The 16,962-nt window shown below is 63.8% G+C and carries 16 protein-coding genes; 3 read left to right on the top strand and 13 right to left on the bottom strand.

The annotated features are described in order from the left end of the window. Positions 1 to 314: 314 nt before the first annotated feature. The 10 genes from B9Z01_RS07895 to B9Z01_RS07935 all read right to left on the bottom strand — a co-directional run bounded on the left by B9Z01_RS07895 (position 315) and on the right by B9Z01_RS07935 (position 10,200). A complete protein-coding gene (locus tag B9Z01_RS07895) occupies positions 315 to 1,403 on the bottom strand; it encodes a hypothetical protein (protein WP_143808857.1) in 1,089 nt (362 codons plus the stop codon). A gap of 302 nt (positions 1,404 to 1,705) precedes the next feature. Beyond that, on the bottom strand, positions 1,706 to 1,846 hold the full coding sequence (locus B9Z01_RS35460; RefSeq protein ID WP_167387450.1) for a hypothetical protein: 141 nt from the start codon (positions 1,844 to 1,846) through the stop codon (positions 1,706 to 1,708). A gap of 478 nt (positions 1,847 to 2,324) precedes the next feature. Further along, positions 2,325 to 2,636, bottom strand: coding sequence for a DUF4148 domain-containing protein (locus B9Z01_RS07900; RefSeq protein ID WP_085481668.1), 312 nt, complete (start codon positions 2,634 to 2,636; stop codon positions 2,325 to 2,327). A gap of 674 nt (positions 2,637 to 3,310) precedes the next feature. Continuing rightward, positions 3,311 to 4,357, bottom strand: coding sequence for an ABC transporter substrate-binding protein (locus B9Z01_RS07905; protein ID WP_085481669.1), 1,047 nt, complete (start codon positions 4,355 to 4,357; stop codon positions 3,311 to 3,313). A 12-nt stretch (positions 4,358 to 4,369) separates the two neighbouring features. Further along, entirely contained in the window at positions 4,370 to 5,506 is a 1,137-nt protein-coding gene (locus B9Z01_RS07910; protein WP_085482087.1) for an NAD(P)/FAD-dependent oxidoreductase, read from the bottom strand. Beyond that, a complete protein-coding gene (locus B9Z01_RS07915) occupies positions 5,499 to 6,929 on the bottom strand; it encodes an FAD/NAD(P)-dependent oxidoreductase (protein WP_085481670.1) in 1,431 nt (476 codons plus the stop codon). Before B9Z01_RS07915 ends, B9Z01_RS07910 begins: the two co-directional genes overlap by 8 nt. Continuing rightward, positions 6,926 to 7,288: a (2Fe-2S)-binding protein gene (locus B9Z01_RS07920; protein WP_085481671.1), complete on the bottom strand. Its 363-nt coding sequence runs from the start codon at positions 7,286 to 7,288 to the stop codon at positions 6,926 to 6,928. The genes B9Z01_RS07915 and B9Z01_RS07920 overlap by 4 nt, the downstream gene beginning before the upstream one ends. Positions 7,289 to 7,351: 63 nt before the next feature. Further along, positions 7,352 to 8,146, bottom strand: a complete 795-nt coding sequence (locus tag B9Z01_RS07925; protein ID WP_085481672.1) for an ABC transporter permease — start codon at positions 8,144 to 8,146, stop codon at positions 7,352 to 7,354. A gap of 64 nt (positions 8,147 to 8,210) precedes the next feature. Further along, positions 8,211 to 9,116, bottom strand: coding sequence for an ABC transporter permease (locus tag B9Z01_RS07930; RefSeq protein WP_085481673.1), 906 nt, complete (start codon positions 9,114 to 9,116; stop codon positions 8,211 to 8,213). Next, complete coding sequence (locus tag B9Z01_RS07935) at positions 9,109 to 10,200, bottom strand: ABC transporter ATP-binding protein (RefSeq protein WP_085481674.1); 1,092 nt, start codon at positions 10,198 to 10,200, stop codon at positions 9,109 to 9,111. Before B9Z01_RS07935 ends, B9Z01_RS07930 begins: the two co-directional genes overlap by 8 nt. Positions 10,201 to 10,528: 328 nt before the next feature. Between B9Z01_RS07935 and B9Z01_RS07940 the strand changes: the two genes are divergently transcribed. Continuing rightward, positions 10,529 to 11,383 carry an IclR family transcriptional regulator gene (locus B9Z01_RS07940; RefSeq protein ID WP_085481675.1) on the top strand — a complete coding sequence of 285 codons (855 nt, stop codon included), beginning with the start codon at positions 10,529 to 10,531 and terminating at the stop codon, positions 11,381 to 11,383. A gap of 74 nt (positions 11,384 to 11,457) precedes the next feature. On the opposite strand, the gene B9Z01_RS07945 is transcribed toward B9Z01_RS07940, so the two are convergent. Continuing rightward, positions 11,458 to 12,321, bottom strand: a complete 864-nt coding sequence (locus B9Z01_RS07945; protein ID WP_085481676.1) for an alpha/beta fold hydrolase — start codon at positions 12,319 to 12,321, stop codon at positions 11,458 to 11,460. Positions 12,322 to 12,429: 108 nt separating this feature from the next. Here B9Z01_RS07945 and B9Z01_RS07950 point away from each other — a divergent pair, with 108 nt between their 5' ends. Then, positions 12,430 to 13,281, top strand: a complete 852-nt coding sequence (locus B9Z01_RS07950; protein ID WP_208625913.1) for a LysR substrate-binding domain-containing protein — start codon at positions 12,430 to 12,432, stop codon at positions 13,279 to 13,281. Between the two features lie 55 nt (positions 13,282 to 13,336). Here the strand turns inward: B9Z01_RS07950 and B9Z01_RS35465 are convergent, their stop codons facing one another. Beyond that, a complete protein-coding gene (locus B9Z01_RS35465; protein WP_085481678.1) occupies positions 13,337 to 13,537 on the bottom strand; it encodes a hypothetical protein in 201 nt (66 codons plus the stop codon). 130 nt (positions 13,538 to 13,667) lie between these two features. Between B9Z01_RS35465 and B9Z01_RS07960 the strand changes: the two genes are divergently transcribed. Beyond that, positions 13,668 to 15,665: a gamma-glutamyltransferase family protein gene (locus B9Z01_RS07960; protein ID WP_085481679.1), complete on the top strand. Its 1,998-nt coding sequence runs from the start codon at positions 13,668 to 13,670 to the stop codon at positions 15,663 to 15,665. 56 nt (positions 15,666 to 15,721) lie between these two features. Here the strand turns inward: B9Z01_RS07960 and B9Z01_RS07965 are convergent, their stop codons facing one another. Next, a complete protein-coding gene (locus B9Z01_RS07965) occupies positions 15,722 to 16,867 on the bottom strand; it encodes a branched-chain amino acid ABC transporter substrate-binding protein (protein WP_143808860.1) in 1,146 nt (381 codons plus the stop codon). Between the last annotated feature and the right edge of the window lie 95 nt (positions 16,868 to 16,962).

Below are 16,962 nucleotides of genomic sequence, written 5' to 3' on the forward strand. Positions count from 1 at the left end.
GCAACGCGCCGCGGTTCTTGAGGGAATGTGTATTTTTGCGGGTTCCCTGTCATGAGTCGTCGCGATTTCCTTGCAGATCGCGAGGCCGAGCCCGGCGGCGGTAGGGGTGAAATGCGATTATGGAGCGCCCACATACTTTGGCGTACACGCTGTGAATTTCGTCCGCCTGCAATCGTTCAATGCCATTCCGAAGGCCCGACGGCACACGTGATGTTTGATAAGCCAACACTGGACACTAACGAACGCGCCGGCCAACGCAATCGCCGCGGAACTGCATACGGCGATCACGCCATCCGGCAATCAACGTGTGACCGTTACTGCGGGTCGTCTGCCGGCACAAAGACCATGCCATGCGGACTGGCCAAATTGGTCACCAAAGGAAGGAGTGCTCCGCTACGCAAATCAAGTTGGCCGACATAAGCCGGCACTGCCGGCGTGCTACTCGTAGCGGCTACGCCCGTTGATGCGGAGAACGCCGCGTCGCGCTGCCAGACATTCGCACTAATCTTGTACACGATGTTCGCCGCCGTGTCGGACACGAGCAGGTAGCCTCGCCGCGCAGTGGCGAATACCGTGTCGTCAACCTGTACGTTGCCGAGAAGCGGCAGATATTGCACTCGCGGTTCATCGCCCGACGAGCGCAACAGGACAAGCTGACCATCGCCCTGATCATCGAGCAGTACATCCCCCGACGGCGTCAGCGTCATCGAATCCGGATCGGTCAGGTTGAGGGTTGCCACCGTGCCAAACGGAATGTTGCTGGCGTCCAATGTGCCGCGCATTACCGGAGTGACGTCGATCGTGTAGGTGTTTGCATCGAGGTGCACAACGCGGACAATCGCGGGCCCGGTATTCTTGCCACCGGCATTGAGAGTGGGATTGGACGCACTGAAATAGGTCTGGCCGTCCTTGAATACGATGTCATCGTAGCCGCCGCCGTGCAGTGTCTTGCCGAATGAATACGGTTTGGATGCCTGGCCGGTCGCGGGATTGATTATGACGAGGTTCGGACTCGCATCCTCATTCTGCATCGCCCAGATCTCGCGCGTGTACGGATTGACCTTCAGACCATCGTTGTGTCCCACGACCTGGTAACTCTTCACGACACTGCCGTCTTGCGCGTATTCAACAATCACGCTCATCGCTCCGTTCGAGCCATCCGGCGCGCCGTTGTTTGCATAGCCGACCCAAACGTGACCATCGAGCACGGCCAGTGAATCCGGTGCGCTCATCAACCCGCCGGAACCCGCCGCGAACACGCTTAGGCTAAACCCCGGAGTGGCCAACGGCTTCGCTGCGGTTTGCGCGTCGGCGCCACCGGCCGCGAAATAGAGAGCAGTGAACGCTAGTGCGGTGCGACCAAAAATACGGCTTACTGCGTAAGCAGATCGAATGCTGGGCATGTTCGTCTCCGGAAACAGGTATGCGGGCGGGAAAGGCAGGAGCACCGGTATGTGCGAGGCAACCGGTAATGAAGCGAAATATATGGAAACATGCGCGCATGACTGAACGGTGACCGCGCGTGAAACTACGCCGAATGTGGGCAAGAACCCTTTGGCTTTCCTAACTTTTCTTAAGAGATCCTTAAGACGACGGAAGCTTTGAAAAAATATATTGCTCAAGCACTTCGAATCGAGGCCGATAGACAGAACGCAGTACACACGTTTTTTCTATGGGAGATTGGGATGGCCATTCAGGCAATCGGTCAAAGCATCGTACAAGCAGCACCCTCGTCCACAGCGTCGACTTCGGGTTCAGCGTCGACGGCGCCGGCATCGGGCACGAGCGCTTCGTCGGCTACGGGGTCGAGCACCAGCACGTCCACGTCGTCGTATACGGTCAGCATCAGCAGCGCCGCGCGCGCCTTGATGGCGGAAGCGACCGAGACGTCGGTTCAAACCGCGCAGGAAGCAGGAAAGGGCGATCGGCAGGCGCAACGCCTGCTCGCCAAGGAGGCCGCAGCCAAGGCGGGCTAAGGCACCCGGGAGATCAAGCTTGCAGGACAGGACCGCCGCGCCGGATCGGCGGCGGTCCCTCAGCATTTGAATGCGTGCCGGCATGACGCGCCAGGCATACCGAGCACTTGCGCGGCGCTATCCTTGCGTTCACCGAACGCCTGCTGGTTATCTTCGGCGGCGTTCAAAACGGTGCCGGGATCGGATAGGCGAAGCGACGACGTAAGCGTTCAATTTCCCATCAGCCGGCGACCCGCCGATTGACGAGTTCCATCGGCGGGTGCGAAAGAGAGTCGGGCCAATATCCGGCTTACAGCATTCGTCCCGTGCAGCCTCAAAGACATCAATCAGACGGGCCGATCCGCATCGTCAATGGTGTCTGTACAGTGGACTAGAGCTCGTCGTGGTCGAAGTGCGTTGACCCGATTGCGCAGTACCGCTCGTCATTCCACCCACTCCTTCGGTCGCGGAGTTCCCTGCCGCGACGCGGGCTTCGGCCGCCTGAATGTCGCCGGGATATCTGGCGTCGTCACGTTTCGCCGGGACGTATCCGGCTTTCTCCAACTGCACGAGTTCAGAGTGCACCTCCGCTCGTGTGACCGGTGCATTCGACTGCTGAGCAAAAGAAGCGAGCGGTGTCGCCAGCACGGCGGCTATAACGATGCCTTGAAGCAATTTCATGATTCGTACCTCCACAGTTTCACCCGTTGCGAACAGCCCTGTTCGCAAACGATGACTACACAGTACGGTACGTATCCTTAAGCCGAGATTATGTGATCGCCGCAAGACTGTGATTGCGCCGTTTCCAACAGGTCGCGCAATGTTGTGCTTTTTTTACCGGTGCCGCAGCGTTGTCTGTGTAACTCGAGCTGAACACACGGGCCGCTAACGAGTCGACACTGCATGGCGTTCATGTCGAAGTGCGGTTAAGGAAATCTTCAGGTAGCGGAGGCCTTTTTCCTCGGCAGGTGGGAAATCACCGGCCCATCTACTCGCCTGCACAGATGGCAGCGCGACATCGACTGGTTGCTGTTAAACGTTAAGCATCCCTTAAGTCGGGCTGTCGTATGGTCCGTGGAGTTTCTTCGCAACAGACCGCGACTCCATATCCTTAAAGGGCTGTAAGCCGCTGCAGCGGCAGATACCCAGTCACTTGACCACGCGGGTGGTTAGTATCACCAGTCTGAGTTGGCGCTTCAATGTTTAAACCGACTACGCTGGTGACTGCCACCCTTTCTGGCCCGGAAGTATTCCGGGCCTTTTTTTTCGCTGACCACGAGCAGGCTTTCTTAACAATATCGGCGATGGCATCTACGCCGGATCGTTGAAGCAAGTAAGCTGCGGGCACTCTGTGTTCATTGCTCGATCTGCCGGTTCCAGCGCGAATCCCACTGCGCGCGATGCTCGTTGATCATATCCCAGTCCACTACCGTCACCTTCTTCACGAGCTGATTGAGGTCGCCGAGGCTCTTTTGCATATCCGGCGGCATGGTCGCGTTCTGGTTGGTGGGAATCTGCTTGCCGGCAGCCGCGGCCTTGCTCTCTGCCGGCGCTGAGAGCAGGAACTGCGCGAGCTTTTGCGCGAGCTGCGGATCGGGATTGTTCTTCACGACGCACAGGTCGACGAGCAGCAGCACGGCGCCCTCCTTCGGGTTCGCATAGGCCACAGGCAGGCCCTTATCCTTCAGGTCACCGACGGCAGTGGGCGTGAGCGGGAAGATTCCGGCTTCGCCGGTCTGGATCATCTCCGAGAGCTTGGCCGAGTTCGGAATATATTCGACGACGTTCGGCCCCACCGTGCTCGCCCACTTCGTGAAGCCTGGCTCGACGTTGTTCTCGCTGCCGCCCATCAGGCGGTTGATGGCGAGAAAGCCATGCAGCCCGAAGGTGCTGCTGGAGGCCGACTGGAACACCACCTTGCCCTTGTACTTCGGATTCGCGAAATCGAGCCACGAGGTGGGCGGCGCCCAGCCTTTCTCCGTAAACAGCCTGGTGTTGTAGCCGATGCCGGTCATGCCGAGCTGCACGCCCGCACCCATGTCACCCTTCATGCGCGCGAACGGATAGAGCTCCTTGAGCACCGGCGAATCGTCGAGCTTTTCGCACACGCCCATGCTCACCGCGCGCGCCATCACGCCGTCGTCGAGGAAGGCCACGTGGATCTGCGGACTGTTGCGGTTGGCGAGGAGCTTGGCGAGCACGTCGGAGGAGGTGCCCGGCACGACCACCACCTTGACGTTGTTTGCCTTTTCGAAGTCGGGCATGACCTGACTCGTATAGGCCTTCTCCATCGGGCCGCCATTCATGCCGACGTAGATCGTTTTCGTTTGCGACCACGCGGAGGCGGAAAAGCCGAAAGCGCAGAGCGCCGCCAGCGAGGCAAATGTGCGTGCGAATTTCATCGTATGGATTCCTTATCTGATTGAGAGAGCGGCATGAACGGAAGACTGCGTAAAGCGGCCGATCGCGAACGCTTCGATGGGCGTGCTCGTGGCGCCTTCGGTGACGAGCTCGGCGAGAACCTCGCCCACGCCCGGCGCGAGCAGAAAGCCGCCCCCGGAAAAGCCGAAGGCGTGCAGCAGGCGTGGCGTGGTGTTGCTCAGGCCGATGATGGGATTGCTGTCCGGCGTTTCACCTTCCACGCCGCTCCATGTGCGAATGAGCAGCGCATTGCGCAGTCCGGGCACGAGTGCGCAGGCATCGCGCATGACGGCGCGCGTGGTGTCGCTGGAAGGCTGCGCATATTCGCCGTCACCGTGTCCACGGCCGCCGCCGATCACGCAGTTGCCGCGCTCGACCTGGCGCGCGTAGACGCCGCCGCCATAAACGCCCAGGTTGTGCTCGATGAAGCGCGGCAACGGCTCGGTCACCCACATGTTCGGATAGATCGGCTTCATCGGCGCGGTCTCGCCAAAGCTGTGCGCAACCGTGTTAGCCCAGGCGCCCGCGGAGTTGATGAGCCAGTCGGCGCTGATGCGCTCGTTGCCCGCGCGCATCTGGAAACGGCGGCCGTCGAAGCTCAGGTCGGCAAGCGCGGTCTGTTCCTGCACGTGCGCGCCCGCGCGACGTGCCGCCACCGCGAAACCGGGCGAGACGAGGCGCGGGTTCGCATGGCCATCGCTCGCGCACAGCGCCCCGCCTATTGCGGCCTTGCCGAGCCAGGGGTAGCGGCGGCGAAACGCGTCGCCGCTCATGACCTGCGATTCGACGCCGAATTCGCGGGCCATCGCAGCCCAGGCGTGTAGCGCTTCGATGTCGCTGTCGCGGCGCGCGAGCCGCAAGTGCCCCGAGATGACGAGTTCCCCGTCGATGCCGATCAGCTCGGGCAGCCGGCTCCAGACACGGCGCGCGCGCACCGCGAGCGGCAACTGTTCGGCGGGCCGGCCGTGGCAGCGCACGCCGCCGTAGTTCACGCCGCTCGCCTGCGCACCGCAGAAGCGCCGCTCGAACAGGCCGACGCTGACGCCCTTGCGCGCAAGCGCGAGCGCCGCCGATGCGCCGACAAGCCCGCCGCCCGCGATCACGACCTGAAAGTGGCGCGTGTCACTCATCATGGGCCTCTTCATCCATGACCTGAATGCCGTCCTCGAACAGCATCGGCGAAATCGGAATCGGCTTGATGGGCGCCTGGCTGCGCAGGCGGCCCACCTCGTGCAGCGGCTTGCCGGTTTCCGCGCTCAGAAGCGCCAGCGCCGATTCGCCGCACATGCGTCCCTGGCAGCGCCCCATGCCGATGCGCGTAAGCGCCTTCAAACGATTGACTTCGGTCGCGAGGCCGCTGCGGATGCAGCTGCGCAAGGTGCCGGCGTTGACTTCCTCGCAGCGGCAGACGATCAGGTCGTCGGGCCAGCCGCCGGCGCACTGGACCGGTGGCGCAAACGCGTGCTCGATGCCTGTGCGAAAGCGCGCAATGCGTTCGAGGCGATTCTCGATCGTCGCGGCATCTGGAAGCCGAGCGTCATGCGGCAGCGCGATGCCGAGGTCGTCGAGCACCGCGAGCGCGACGCGGCGTCCCGCGAGTTCGGCGGCGTCGGCGCCGGCAATGCCCGCGCCGTCGCCGGCCAGATAGACACCCTGCACCGAGCTACGGCCTGCCGCGTCGCGTTCGGGCAACCAGCAACGGTTGAGCGCGTTGAAGGCGAAGCGGCAGCCCGCGAGATCGGCGAGTTGCGTTTCCGGGCGCAAGCCGTAACCGAGGCCAACGGCATCGCAGGCAAGCGTCTGCCCGGCGCCGCCGGCTGAGCGCCAACGGATGGCTTCGACGGCCTCGCCACCGTCGATGGCCGCGAGAGACACGCCGTGCTCCATGCGCACGCCGTGCGCCTTGAGCCAGGCGACGTAATAGACGCCCTTCGCGAAGGTGCCCGGTTGATTGAGCAGCTTCGGCGCGGCGGCGGCCTGGCGCGCGAATGGGCTCGTGTCCAGAACCGCGGCCACCTGCGCGCCTGCTTTTGCGTACTGGTAAGCGACGAGATAAAGCAGCGGGCCGGTGCCGGCGAGCACGGTGCGCCGGCCGATCGCGCAGCCCTGCGCCTTCAGCGCCACCTGTGCGCCGCCGAGCGTATAGACGCCGGGCAAGGTCCAGCCGGGCAGCGGCACGATGCGATCCGTCGCGCCGCTGGCGATGATCAGATGCGACCACGGCACGCTCGCTTCCCTGCCCTCGCCCAACGTATCGAGCCGCCCGGGCTCGCACGACCAGGCGAGCGTATCGGGGCGATAGTCGATCTTCGGAAGGATCTGCTCCATGACTTCATGAACCGCATGCGCCTTCTTTGCCTCGAAGCCGTAGAGCGCGGCTTTCGTGCGCGAGAAGCCCACGCCCGCAGCGGGCTGGCGATAGATCTGGCCGCCCCAGCGCGCGTTTTCGTCGATCACGACCGGACGCAGGCCCGCGGCCACGAGCGTCTGTGCGGCGCGAATGCCCGCCGGGCCCGCGCCGACGATGACGATACGAGGCGCCGTCGTGCTCATTGCGCGTCCCCTTCCTTAACTTCGTTCTCCGTAACGAATTGCGAATCAGATCGAGAATCAGGTTGCGTGAGCACGCGCATGCCCTCGCGCAGCGGCGTCGAGCACGCGCGCAGCCGTGTGCCGTCCTCGCTGCGGACCCAGCAGTCCTGGCACGCGCCAATCTGGCAAAAGCCCGCGCGCGGCTCGCCGCTGAATTCGCTGCGGCGCACGCGCCGCTGCTGCGTGAGGATCGCGGTGAGAAGCGTGTCGCCGGCGAGCGCCTCGGCCTCGACGCCGTCGAGAACGAAGGAAACGCTCGCGCGGGCGGTTTCGGCAACGCGGACAAACTGGGCGGAACGAAGCGATGTGACGATGCTCATGAGAGGTCGGCGGCCTGGCGGCAAAAGTCGGGAGCGAAAAATCGGCAAGGTCTCGGGCAGCGTTCAGTGCTGCCCGATCAGGATGCGGTTAAGACCGTAGACGCGATCGAGCAGCAGCATCGCGCCCGCCGTAATGAAAATGACGAGCGCGGAAACGGACGCCATCATCGGGTCGATCGATTCGGTCGCGTACATGTACATGCGCACGGGCAGCGTGACGGTCTGCGGCGATGTCACGAAGATCGACATCGTCAGTTCATCGAAGCTGTTGATGAACGCGAGGAGCCATCCGCCCGTGATGCCGGGCACGATCAGCGGCAGCGTGATGCGGCGGAAGGTGGTCCACGCGTTCGCGCCGAGCGACGAGGCCGCATGCTCGATGCTGCGATCGAGGCCGCTCACCGAAGCAAGCACGAGCCGCATCACGAACGGCGTGATAACGATCATGTGCGCGAGAATCAGCCAGGCGAACGAGCCGGTTGCGCCGATCAGCGCGAAGAAGCGCAGCAGCGCGATGCCGAGCACGAGCCCCGGAATCACGAGTGGGGAAAGCAGCAGCCCGTTCAGGAAGCCGCGCCCTGGAAAACGCGCGCGGCCAATCGCGAGCCCCGCGGGCAGCGCGATCACGAGCGAGAGCGTGGCCGAGGCGAAGGCGAGCTTCAGGCTGTTGAAGAACGCGGTGATGAAGTCCGGGTAGTCGAGAATCGCGCGGAACCAGCGCAGCGAGAAACCGTGCGTGGGCAGCGTCAAAGTTTCGTCGGGCGTGAAGGCCACGAGCACGACGATGACGAGCGGCGCCAGCACGAACAGGATGACGAGGCTATGGAACGTGAGAGCGAGCGGTCCGTTTTTGCGCATGATGAATGACCTGACGAATTCCGGGTTCCGGGCGATACAGACGATTAAGAGCCTTAACTAGGCCCTAGCCCATGCTGCGGGCGTAGCGGCGCTCGAGCACGCGGTAGTAAGTGAGCATCACCGCCAGATTGGCGACCAGCAGGAGCACGGCAATCGTCGCGCCGAGCGGCCAGTTCATCGAACTCAGGAACTGGTCGTAGACGGCGGTCGCCGCCACTTTCAGGCGCCTGCCGCCGAGCAGGCCCGGAATCGCGAACGCACTCGCCGAGAGGCCGAACACCATGAGGCTGCCCGAGAGAATGCCGGGCATCAGTTGCGGCAGCACGATGCGGCGCAGCGTGGTGGCGGGCGAGGCCATCAGCGAAAGGGCCGCATTCTCGGTTTGCGGATCGAGACGCTGCAGCGCGGTCCACACCGGAATCACCATGAACGGCAGCATCACGTGCACGAGAGCGATGACGATCGCGAAGGTCGTGTATTCGAGCTTGAACGGCCCCGCGCCGAACAGGCCGAAGAACTGGTTCACGAGGCCGTTCATGTTGAGCAGCATGCTCCAGCCGAACGCGCGCACCACCACCGAAACGAGCAGCGGCGCGAGAATCACGAGCAGGAAGAGCGAGCGCCACGGGTCGCCCATGCGCGAGAGAACGTAGGCCTCGGGCGTGCCGATCACGACGCACAGCAGCGTGGTGAGCGCGGCAATGCCGAAGGTGCGCAAAAAGATCGTGTGGAAGTACGACGAACCGAGCACCTCTATGTAGTTGTGCAGATCGAATGCGGCGATCGGGCCGCTCGACGGATCGAAGCGGTAGAAGGTGAGCACGAACGTCATTGCGAGCGGCACGAGCACGAGCGCGGCAAACAGCAGCAGCGCGGGCGCGCTCATGAGCCACAGCGGCATATAGATTTGCCAGCCCGCGCGCACGGTGGCGCGCGGCGCGCGTTGCGAAGCGGGAAGCGTGCTAGACACGGGCGCTCTCCCGCTGGATGAAGCGGACCGCATCGCTATGCCAGTCGATGCCCACCTGGTCGCCTTCGGCAAGCGGCTCCCTGCCTTCGTTCTGGCAGCACACGAGCATCTCGCCGGCTCGGCTGTCGAGCCGGTAGAGCCATTGGCTGCCAAGGAAAAAGCGGCTCGTCACACGGCCCGCGAGACGCCCCGCGCCGCTTGCGCATAGCTTGAGCTTTTCGGGGCGGATGCACAGCGTGATCGCGTCGCCCACGCCGAGCGCCCGCCCGCGCTCGGGCAACTGCGTCATCGAACCGGTTTCCGCGAGGTCGTTGCCGAGATCGACGCAGATGGTGTCGCCCTCGCGCGAGACGATGCAGCCCGCGAGCATGTTGGCCTTGCCGATGAACTGCGAGACGAAATCGTTCTCGGGACGCTCGTAGGCGCGATACGGGGTATCGACCTGGGTGATGCGGCCGTTCTCCATCACGACCACGCGGTCGCTGATCGAGAGCGCTTCCGACTGATCGTGCGTGACCATCAGCGTGGTCGTGCCGATCTTGCGCTGAATCGAGCGCAGTTCGAACTGCATGTCCTCGCGCAGCTTGGCGTCGAGATTCGACATCGGCTCGTCGAGCAGCAGCACGGGCGGCGCAATCACGATCGCGCGCGCGATCGCCACGCGCTGGCGCTGGCCGCCCGAAAGCTCGCGCGGAAAGCGATGCGCGTAGGCGTCGAGGCGCACGAGCGAGAGCGCCTCGCGAATGCGCTCCTTGCGCTCGGCCTTCTGCACGCCACGCATCTCGAGACCGAAACTCACATTCTGCTCGACGCTCATGTGCGGAAAGAGCGCGTAGCTCTGGAACACGATGCCGAGGCCGCGCCTGTTCGGGGGCATGTGCGTGATGTCGCGGCCATCGAGCGTGATGGAGCCGCGCGTGGTTTCCACGAAGCCGGCAATCATCTGCAGCGTCGTGGTTTTGCCGCAGCCCGAGGGGCCGAGCAGCGAGACGAACTCGCCCTTCTCCACCGACAGGTTGATGCCGGTGACCGCCTGCAAGTCGCCGAACGATTTCGAAACATCGGTCAAGGTGAGGAACGACATGGTCTGGCCTTCCAGTGCATGGGGCGCGCCGACACCCGCGGAATCGGTTGCATTGCGTTGCCCCGACTCTAGCTAGCCAAATTTTTGCTCGTCAATTTAAAATTCCGTCTTGTGAGAGAAATCTGTTTTATATTTCATTTAATGGAATACAAAGATGGCTGTGGGCCTCGGTTATTTCATCAGGCGATCTTCGGGAAATCCCTGGAAACGCGGACCCACCAAGAAGGAAGGTGTGCGTCAGAACGCTAGTTCGATGAACACGCCGAACCATATGACCATTCATCAAATATTCCGCTGAATGGAATAAATCGAGGTAAACGTGACGGCAATGGAAGAGAAAAGTGCAACGCCGGGCGACGACGCCCGCGGCGCGGGCGTCCTGCAGCGCGCATTCGCGGTGATCCGCGCGCTGGGCGAGAGCAAGGCCGAAGGCAGCCGCGTGACGGCGCTCGCCAAGGCCGTGGGCCTCACCCAGGCCACGGTGCATCGCCTGCTCCAGGGGCTGATTGCCGAGGGCGTGGTCGAGCAGGATGAAGGCACGAAGCGCTACCGCCTGAGCGTGGACTTCTTCGCGCTGGCGGCACAGGCGGGCAACCCGAGCGGCATGCGCACGCTGTGCCGTCCCGCGTTGCTGCGCCTGTGCGCGAGTCTCGGCGACACGATCTTTCTGCTCGTGAAAAGCAGCTTCGACGCGGTATGCCTCGACATGTGCGAAGGGCCGTTTCCGATCCGCTCGTTCACGGGCGATATCGGCGGGCGCGTGGCGCTGGGCGTGGGCCAGGGGAGCCTCGCGATTCTCGCGTTTCAGCCCGAGGCGGAGCGCGAGGAGATCATCCGCTTCAACGTGCCGCGCCTGCGCAGCTATGGCGTGCTCGACGAGGTGTATCTGCGCACGGAGATCGAGCGCGTACGCAAGCTCGGTTACGCGGGGCGCAATACCGGCGTGCTGGAGGGCATGGCGGGCGTGGCCGTGCCGATTCTCGACCGCAACGGCTGCGCGGTCGCGGCGCTAAGCGTCGGCACGCTGGCCGCGCGCCTGACCGAGGACCGCTTGCCGACGATCGTCGAATTGCTCAAGCGTCAGGCTGAGATCATCGGCCCACAGACGAATCCGTTCGACGTGGCGGTGCGCCGCCCCATGCATGGACTCACTCGCGCCATGACAACACAGCCATTGGCGTAAGCGGCACCCGGTGCCAGCGTCACGCAATTTGAAGGTGCGGCCGTGGCCGGCAGATTCTGACCCGAGCGGCAGGACTACGCCGCAAAAGCCGCGACCACCCTGTTGAATGCATCCGGTCTCGCGACATTCATCCCATGCGATGCGCCGCTGATCGTCTCGCGTTCGGCGAATTCGATCCACTGTTCCAGCTTGTCGACTGTATTGCGGAACATCCTGGGGCTTTTTTGACCATCGATCAGCAACGTGCGGCACTTGATATCGCGCGCGGCTTCGGGGGTGTAGGCAGGAAGCGGATCGAGCAACTGTTTTGGCAGCGTGAGCGCATTGTCGAGCGCCATTCGACGAAAACTCGCGGGGCTTTTGCTCCAGAATCCCGGCATGCTCACCGAGTCCACGAACATCGACAAACCCGCGTCGAACTCTCCTTGCTCGATCAGCTCCGCGACACGCGTGCGCAGGACGTTAGTCGCGGGCGGCATGGAGGCCGGCTCACTTCTCGGTACGGTTTGCAACGGACCGCCGGGATCCGCCAGCGTCAGCGTTTTGACGAGCCGCGGATATTCGCGCGCGAGGTGAAAAGCCACACAACCGCCGCGCGAGTGTCCGACCAGATGCACTGGGGCAAGGTCGAGCGCAGTGATGAATCCGGCAATCTCCTCGACGTGCGCTTCCCAGCTGAAGTCGCTGCGTCCGAACGCATCGACCTCCGGCCAGTAATGGCTCAAACTGGGCGCGAAGCAGTGAAACCGGCTCGACAGGGACGCCATCTGGGCGTCCCAGTAGCGGTAATCGCAAAGCGAGCCGTGCACGAACACCATCGGTTCACCATGCCCGCACTCGACGTACGGCACGGCAACACTCGATGCGGTGGTCGCGAACAACGGCGCAGCCGAGCCATAGGCCGAGGCGAGAATCGATGGGCTAGTACGTGCATTCATCACAGCGCTCCTTTTCCGACACTATCGGCGCTACGCTGACAAAAGAAAATCGCATAATATTGATGGAATCGATCTATTTTTCTTATATCACCCATCATGGCAACGGAAATGAAGGCGCTGGACCTGGACGTGCTCTCGATGATCGTGGCGGTCGCGGACGCCGGCACGATCAGCCGCGCGGCGCAAGTCGTCCATCGCTCGCAATCGGCGGTGAGCATGCAGATCAAGACGCTCGAAACAGCGCTCGGCAAGGCTCTGTTCGTTCGCAAGCCACGCAGCGTGGTGCCGACACAGGACGGCGAAACGCTCCTGACCTACGCACGGCGAATGATCGCGTTGCGTGATGAGGCGTGGGCGGCGGTGGTACGGCCCGACGTGACCGGACGCGTGGTAATAGGCGTACCGGACGACTACGCAACGTCACTGTTTCCGCCCATCCTCAAGAAATTTTCGGCAACCTATCCCAAGGTGGAGATTCAGGTTGTGGGTTTGCCGAGCGTGGCGCTCGAGCCGATGTTGAAAGACGGCACCGTCGATCTGGTTTGCGCGACGCGGGTGAAGGGTTTGCATGGTGAGTTCCTGCGTCACGAACCGATGGTCTGGGCCGCCGCGCCAGGCGCGACCGAAATCTGGCGTGAAAGACCCTTGCCTATCGCCGTGTTTTTGCCGGGCAGCGTCGCACGCGAGAAGGCAATACGGAGTCTGGAGCGCGCGCGCATCATGTATCGGACGTCGTATGAAAGTCCGAGTCTGCTGGGTCTGCTGACGATGGCCGAGGCCGGACTGGCGGTCACTCCGTTGGCAAAATGCGCGGTACCAGCGCATTTTTCGCTGCTGGGCGCGGCGAACGGTCTGCCGGAAATCGGCACGCTTGAAGTCGTGCTCGCGCGAAGTGCCGCCTCAAAACGACCTCCTTGCGATTTTCTCGCGGAACGGATTCTCGCCGACCTCAAGAATTAACCCGGAGATCCGCGATATTCATTGCGCGGTTTTCGGGCAGCTCTGACCCACTTCTTCACCCCGTACGACTCGACCGCCGCGAAATCCCGTCGGTCGACACCCGGTGCGCCCCTGTTCGGGCGGCACTGAGCGTACGCATGCCGGTCTCGGCGAGCGTCTCGAAGGTGCGCAGCCACTGAGGCTTGCGCAGCGTCGCGGCGAGCACGTCCCCGCCGGCTCGTCCGCGCACCATCTTCTTACGGATGCCTTCCTGCACGGCGCCATTCCGTCACCAATCAGAAATACTTCCGATTGCTTGCTGAAATATTTTCTGTAAGCATTCATCGGCACCTCGCTGGCCGCGATCTGCGCTCTGGCCTCGAACAACAACATCCAATTCCGAACCCATGAACAACAAGACGATCCTGCCGTACGCGTCGGCGTTGCTCGCCGCCGCGCTCATGACCGCATGCGGCGGCGACACCGATAGCCCCGCGCCCTCTACCCCGTCCACGCCCAGCGCCTCACAGGATTCGACCTGCCTCGCGATCGACAGCAGCGGCGCCACCGTCGTCGTCGGCTCGAACCAGCCCGGCGACCCGTCGCTGCCCGAGCAGGCGTCCGGCTACCGGACCGGGCTGAAGCCGATCTACGCGAAGACCTACCTGGTCGCGACGTCGAACGCGTACGCGAGCAAGGCCGGTTGCGCGGTGCTCAAGCAAGGCGGAACCGCCGCCGACGCCGCCGTCGCGGTGCAGGCGGTGCTCGGGCTGACCGTGCCGGAGGCGACCGGCCTCGGCTCCGGCGGCGTGCTGCTGTACTACGACGCGGCCAGCAAGACCGTGCAGTCCTATGACGGCCGGGAGACGGCGCCCGCCGCCGCGACCGAGAACTACCTGCGCTACGTCGACGACGCGAGCGACCTGACCACGCCGGTGCCGAGCGCACGCGCGAGCGGACGCTCGATCGGCACGATCGGCGTCCCGCGGTTGATCGAGGCGCTGCAGCGCGATCACGGCAAGCTGCCGTGGCGCGACCTGTTCGGCGACGCGATCTCGCTCGCGACCGACGGCTTCCCGATCGGCGGCCGGCTCGCCGCTGCGATCTCGTCGAACGCGAGCAGCCTGAAGCGCGACCCCGAAGCCGCCGCGTACTTCCTGAACGCAGACGGCTCGCCGAAGGCGCTCGGCACCGTGCTGAAGAACCCGGCCTACGCCGACGCGCTGACGCAGATGTCGCACGACGGCGCGAACGCGCTGTACACCGGCGCCATCGCGCAGGACATCGTCACGAAGATCGCGACGACCGCCGGCGCCGACGGCTCGAAAATCACGCCGGGCAAGACGACGCTCGCCGACCTCGCGGGCTACCAGGCGAAGCGGCGCGAGCCGGTGTGCACGACCTATCGCGGCGCGTACTGGGTATGCGGGATGCCGCCGCCGTCGTCCGGCGGCATCGCGGTCGCGTCCGCGCTCGGCATCCTCGAGAACTTCGACCTGAAGTCGCTCGCGCCAACCGCGATCGATCTCGAAGGCGGCAAGCCGACCGTCGCCGGTGTGCATCTGATCAGCGAGGCCGAACGGCTCGCGTACGCGGATCGCGACAAGTACGTCGCCGACACCGACTTCATCCCGCTGCCCGGCGGCACCTGGGACACGATGCTGAACAAGCCGTACATGAAGCAGCGTGCGGCATTGATCAGTACCACGAAGAGCATGGGCACGGCGCAGCCGGGCGATCTCGGCGCGGTGCCGCTCGGCGTCGACACGACGCTGATCGAGCACGGCACCAATCAGTTCACGATCGTCGACGGCAGCGGCAACGTCGTCAGCGCGACGACCACCGTCGAATCGAGCATGGGCTCGTTCCACATGACGCACGGCTTCCTGCTGAACAACCAGCTGACCGACTTCTCCGCGAGCCCGACCGACAACACCGGCACGCTCGTCGCGAACCGCGTGCAGCCCGGCAAGCGGCCGCGCAGCTCGATGGCGCCGACGCTGGTGTTCAAGGTCGCGGCGGACGGCTCGAAGGGCGACTTCGTGATGGCGACGGGCTCGCCCGGCGGCGGCACGATTCCGCAGTACGTCGTGAAGACGCTCGTCGGCTCGCTCGACTGGGGGCTCGACGCGCAGCAGTCCGCCGGGCTCGTCGATTTCGGCGCGAGCAACAGCCCGACCACGACGGTCGGCGGCGAGCATCCGAATGTCGACACCAGCAACAACGGCGCGAACGATCCGCTGATCGCCGGACTGAAGGCGCTCGGGCACACGGTGTCGACCTCGGCGCAGTCGAGCGGCGTGAATACCGTGATGCGGGTGACGGCGAACGGCGCGAACGTGCTGCAGGGCGGCACGGATCCGCGGCGTGAGGGTGTGGTGCTGGGGGATACGTTCACACCGTAAATGCGGCGCCTGCGCGCCGGAACGCATCGGGCGTGCCGGCGCGCAGGCGCATCTTCCTACATCCGAATCACGTCCATCACCGTCTTCTTCTTGTCCTTGAACCGGTAGATCGTGATGGCCGCATCTTTGAGGTCGCCGTGAGGATCGAACGCGATCTTCCCGATCACGCCGTCATACTGCGTCGCCGGCATCGCGGCGAGCACCTTCGTGCGATCGGTCGAGTCCGCCCTCTTCATCGCGTCGTAGATCACATAAACGGCGTCGTAGGCGAACGGCGCATACGCATCGATCGGCACCTTGTAGCGCGCGGTATAGCGCTGGTCGAACTGCTGCCCCTTCGGCATCTTCGACAACGCAAGCCCCGCCTCGGAACATACGACGTTGTCGATCGCGTCCCCTGCCAGGCTGACCATCTTGTCGGTGCACGCTCCGTCACCGCCCAGCACGCTTGCCGTGATGCCGAGATTCGCGGCCTGCTTCGCCAGCGGCCCAGCCGTCGCATCCGAGCCGCCATACATGATTACGTCTGGCCGCAAACCCTTGATCTTCGTGAGAATGGCGCGAAAGTCGGTCGCCTTGTCGTTGGTCGCCTCACGCGTGACGATCGTCGCGCCGTTCGCCTTCGCCGCCTTGATGAATTCATCGGCGAGACCCTGGCCGTATGCGGTCGAATCGTCGATCACGGCGATACGTTTCGCGTGCAGCGAGCCGAGCGCGTAACGGGCGAGCGCCGGTCCCTGCAAGGCATCGGTGGCGACCACGCGAAACGTCGTCTTGTACCCCTGCTGGGTATAGGCCGGGTTCGTCGAGCCCTGTGAAATCTGCACGACCTGTGCTTCGCTATAAATACGCGACGCCGGAATCGACACACCCGAATTGATGTCGCCGACCACGGCCACCACGCCGTCGTCGACCAGTTTCTGCGCGACCTGCGTGCCGGTGCGCGGATCGGCCGCGTCATCCTGCGAATCCAGTTTGAACTGCACGGGCTTGCCGCCGATCACGGGATGCTGGCTGTTGATTTCGTCGATGGCAAGGCGCGCCGCGTTCTCGCTGTCCTTGCCCATGTTGGCGAGCTGGCCGGTCAGCGGCGCGGCGTGGCCGATCAGCACGACGGCGGGCGTCGCATCGGCCGCATACGCCGATACGTGAATGGCAGCCAGCGCAATCACGCCGGCGACGGAACGATAAGTGGATTTCACGGGCGGCCTCACTCCGATAGTGGATGGATCGAATGGCGCTGTGCCGGATGCGATGCGCCTGAAAACCAGTATTCGGTCGCCAGAATTGCGCGTCC

Source organism: Paraburkholderia susongensis (assembly GCF_900177725.1).
GTDB lineage: Bacteria > Pseudomonadota > Gammaproteobacteria > Burkholderiales > Burkholderiaceae > Paraburkholderia > Paraburkholderia susongensis.

Coding starts and splice junctions, on each gene's coding strand:
- B9Z01_RS07905 (WP_085481669.1), bottom strand. CDS start 4,357: ATGAAATTCGCACGCACATTTGCCTCGCTGGCGGCGCTCTGCGCTTTC.
- B9Z01_RS07960 (WP_085481679.1), top strand. CDS start 13,668: ATGAACAACAAGACGATCCTGCCGTACGCGTCGGCGTTGCTCGCCGCC.
- B9Z01_RS07935 (WP_085481674.1), bottom strand. CDS start 10,200: ATGTCGTTCCTCACCTTGACCGATGTTTCGAAATCGTTCGGCGACTTG.
- B9Z01_RS07940 (WP_085481675.1), top strand. CDS start 10,529: ATGGAAGAGAAAAGTGCAACGCCGGGCGACGACGCCCGCGGCGCGGGC.
- B9Z01_RS07895 (WP_143808857.1), bottom strand. CDS start 1,403: ATGCCCAGCATTCGATCTGCTTACGCAGTAAGCCGTATTTTTGGTCGC.
- B9Z01_RS07910 (WP_085482087.1), bottom strand. CDS start 5,506: ATGAGTGACACGCGCCACTTTCAGGTCGTGATCGCGGGCGGCGGGCTT.
- B9Z01_RS07950 (WP_208625913.1), top strand. CDS start 12,430: ATGAAGGCGCTGGACCTGGACGTGCTCTCGATGATCGTGGCGGTCGCG.
- B9Z01_RS07945 (WP_085481676.1), bottom strand. CDS start 12,321: ATGAATGCACGTACTAGCCCATCGATTCTCGCCTCGGCCTATGGCTCG.
- B9Z01_RS07915 (WP_085481670.1), bottom strand. CDS start 6,929: ATGAGCACGACGGCGCCTCGTATCGTCATCGTCGGCGCGGGCCCGGCG.
- B9Z01_RS07920 (WP_085481671.1), bottom strand. CDS start 7,288: ATGAGCATCGTCACATCGCTTCGTTCCGCCCAGTTTGTCCGCGTTGCC.
- B9Z01_RS35460 (WP_167387450.1), bottom strand. CDS start 1,846: ATGCTGACCGTATACGACGACGTGGACGTGCTGGTGCTCGACCCCGTA.
- B9Z01_RS07925 (WP_085481672.1), bottom strand. CDS start 8,146: ATGCGCAAAAACGGACCGCTCGCTCTCACGTTCCATAGCCTCGTCATC.
- B9Z01_RS07900 (WP_085481668.1), bottom strand. CDS start 2,636: ATGAAATTGCTTCAAGGCATCGTTATAGCCGCCGTGCTGGCGACACCG.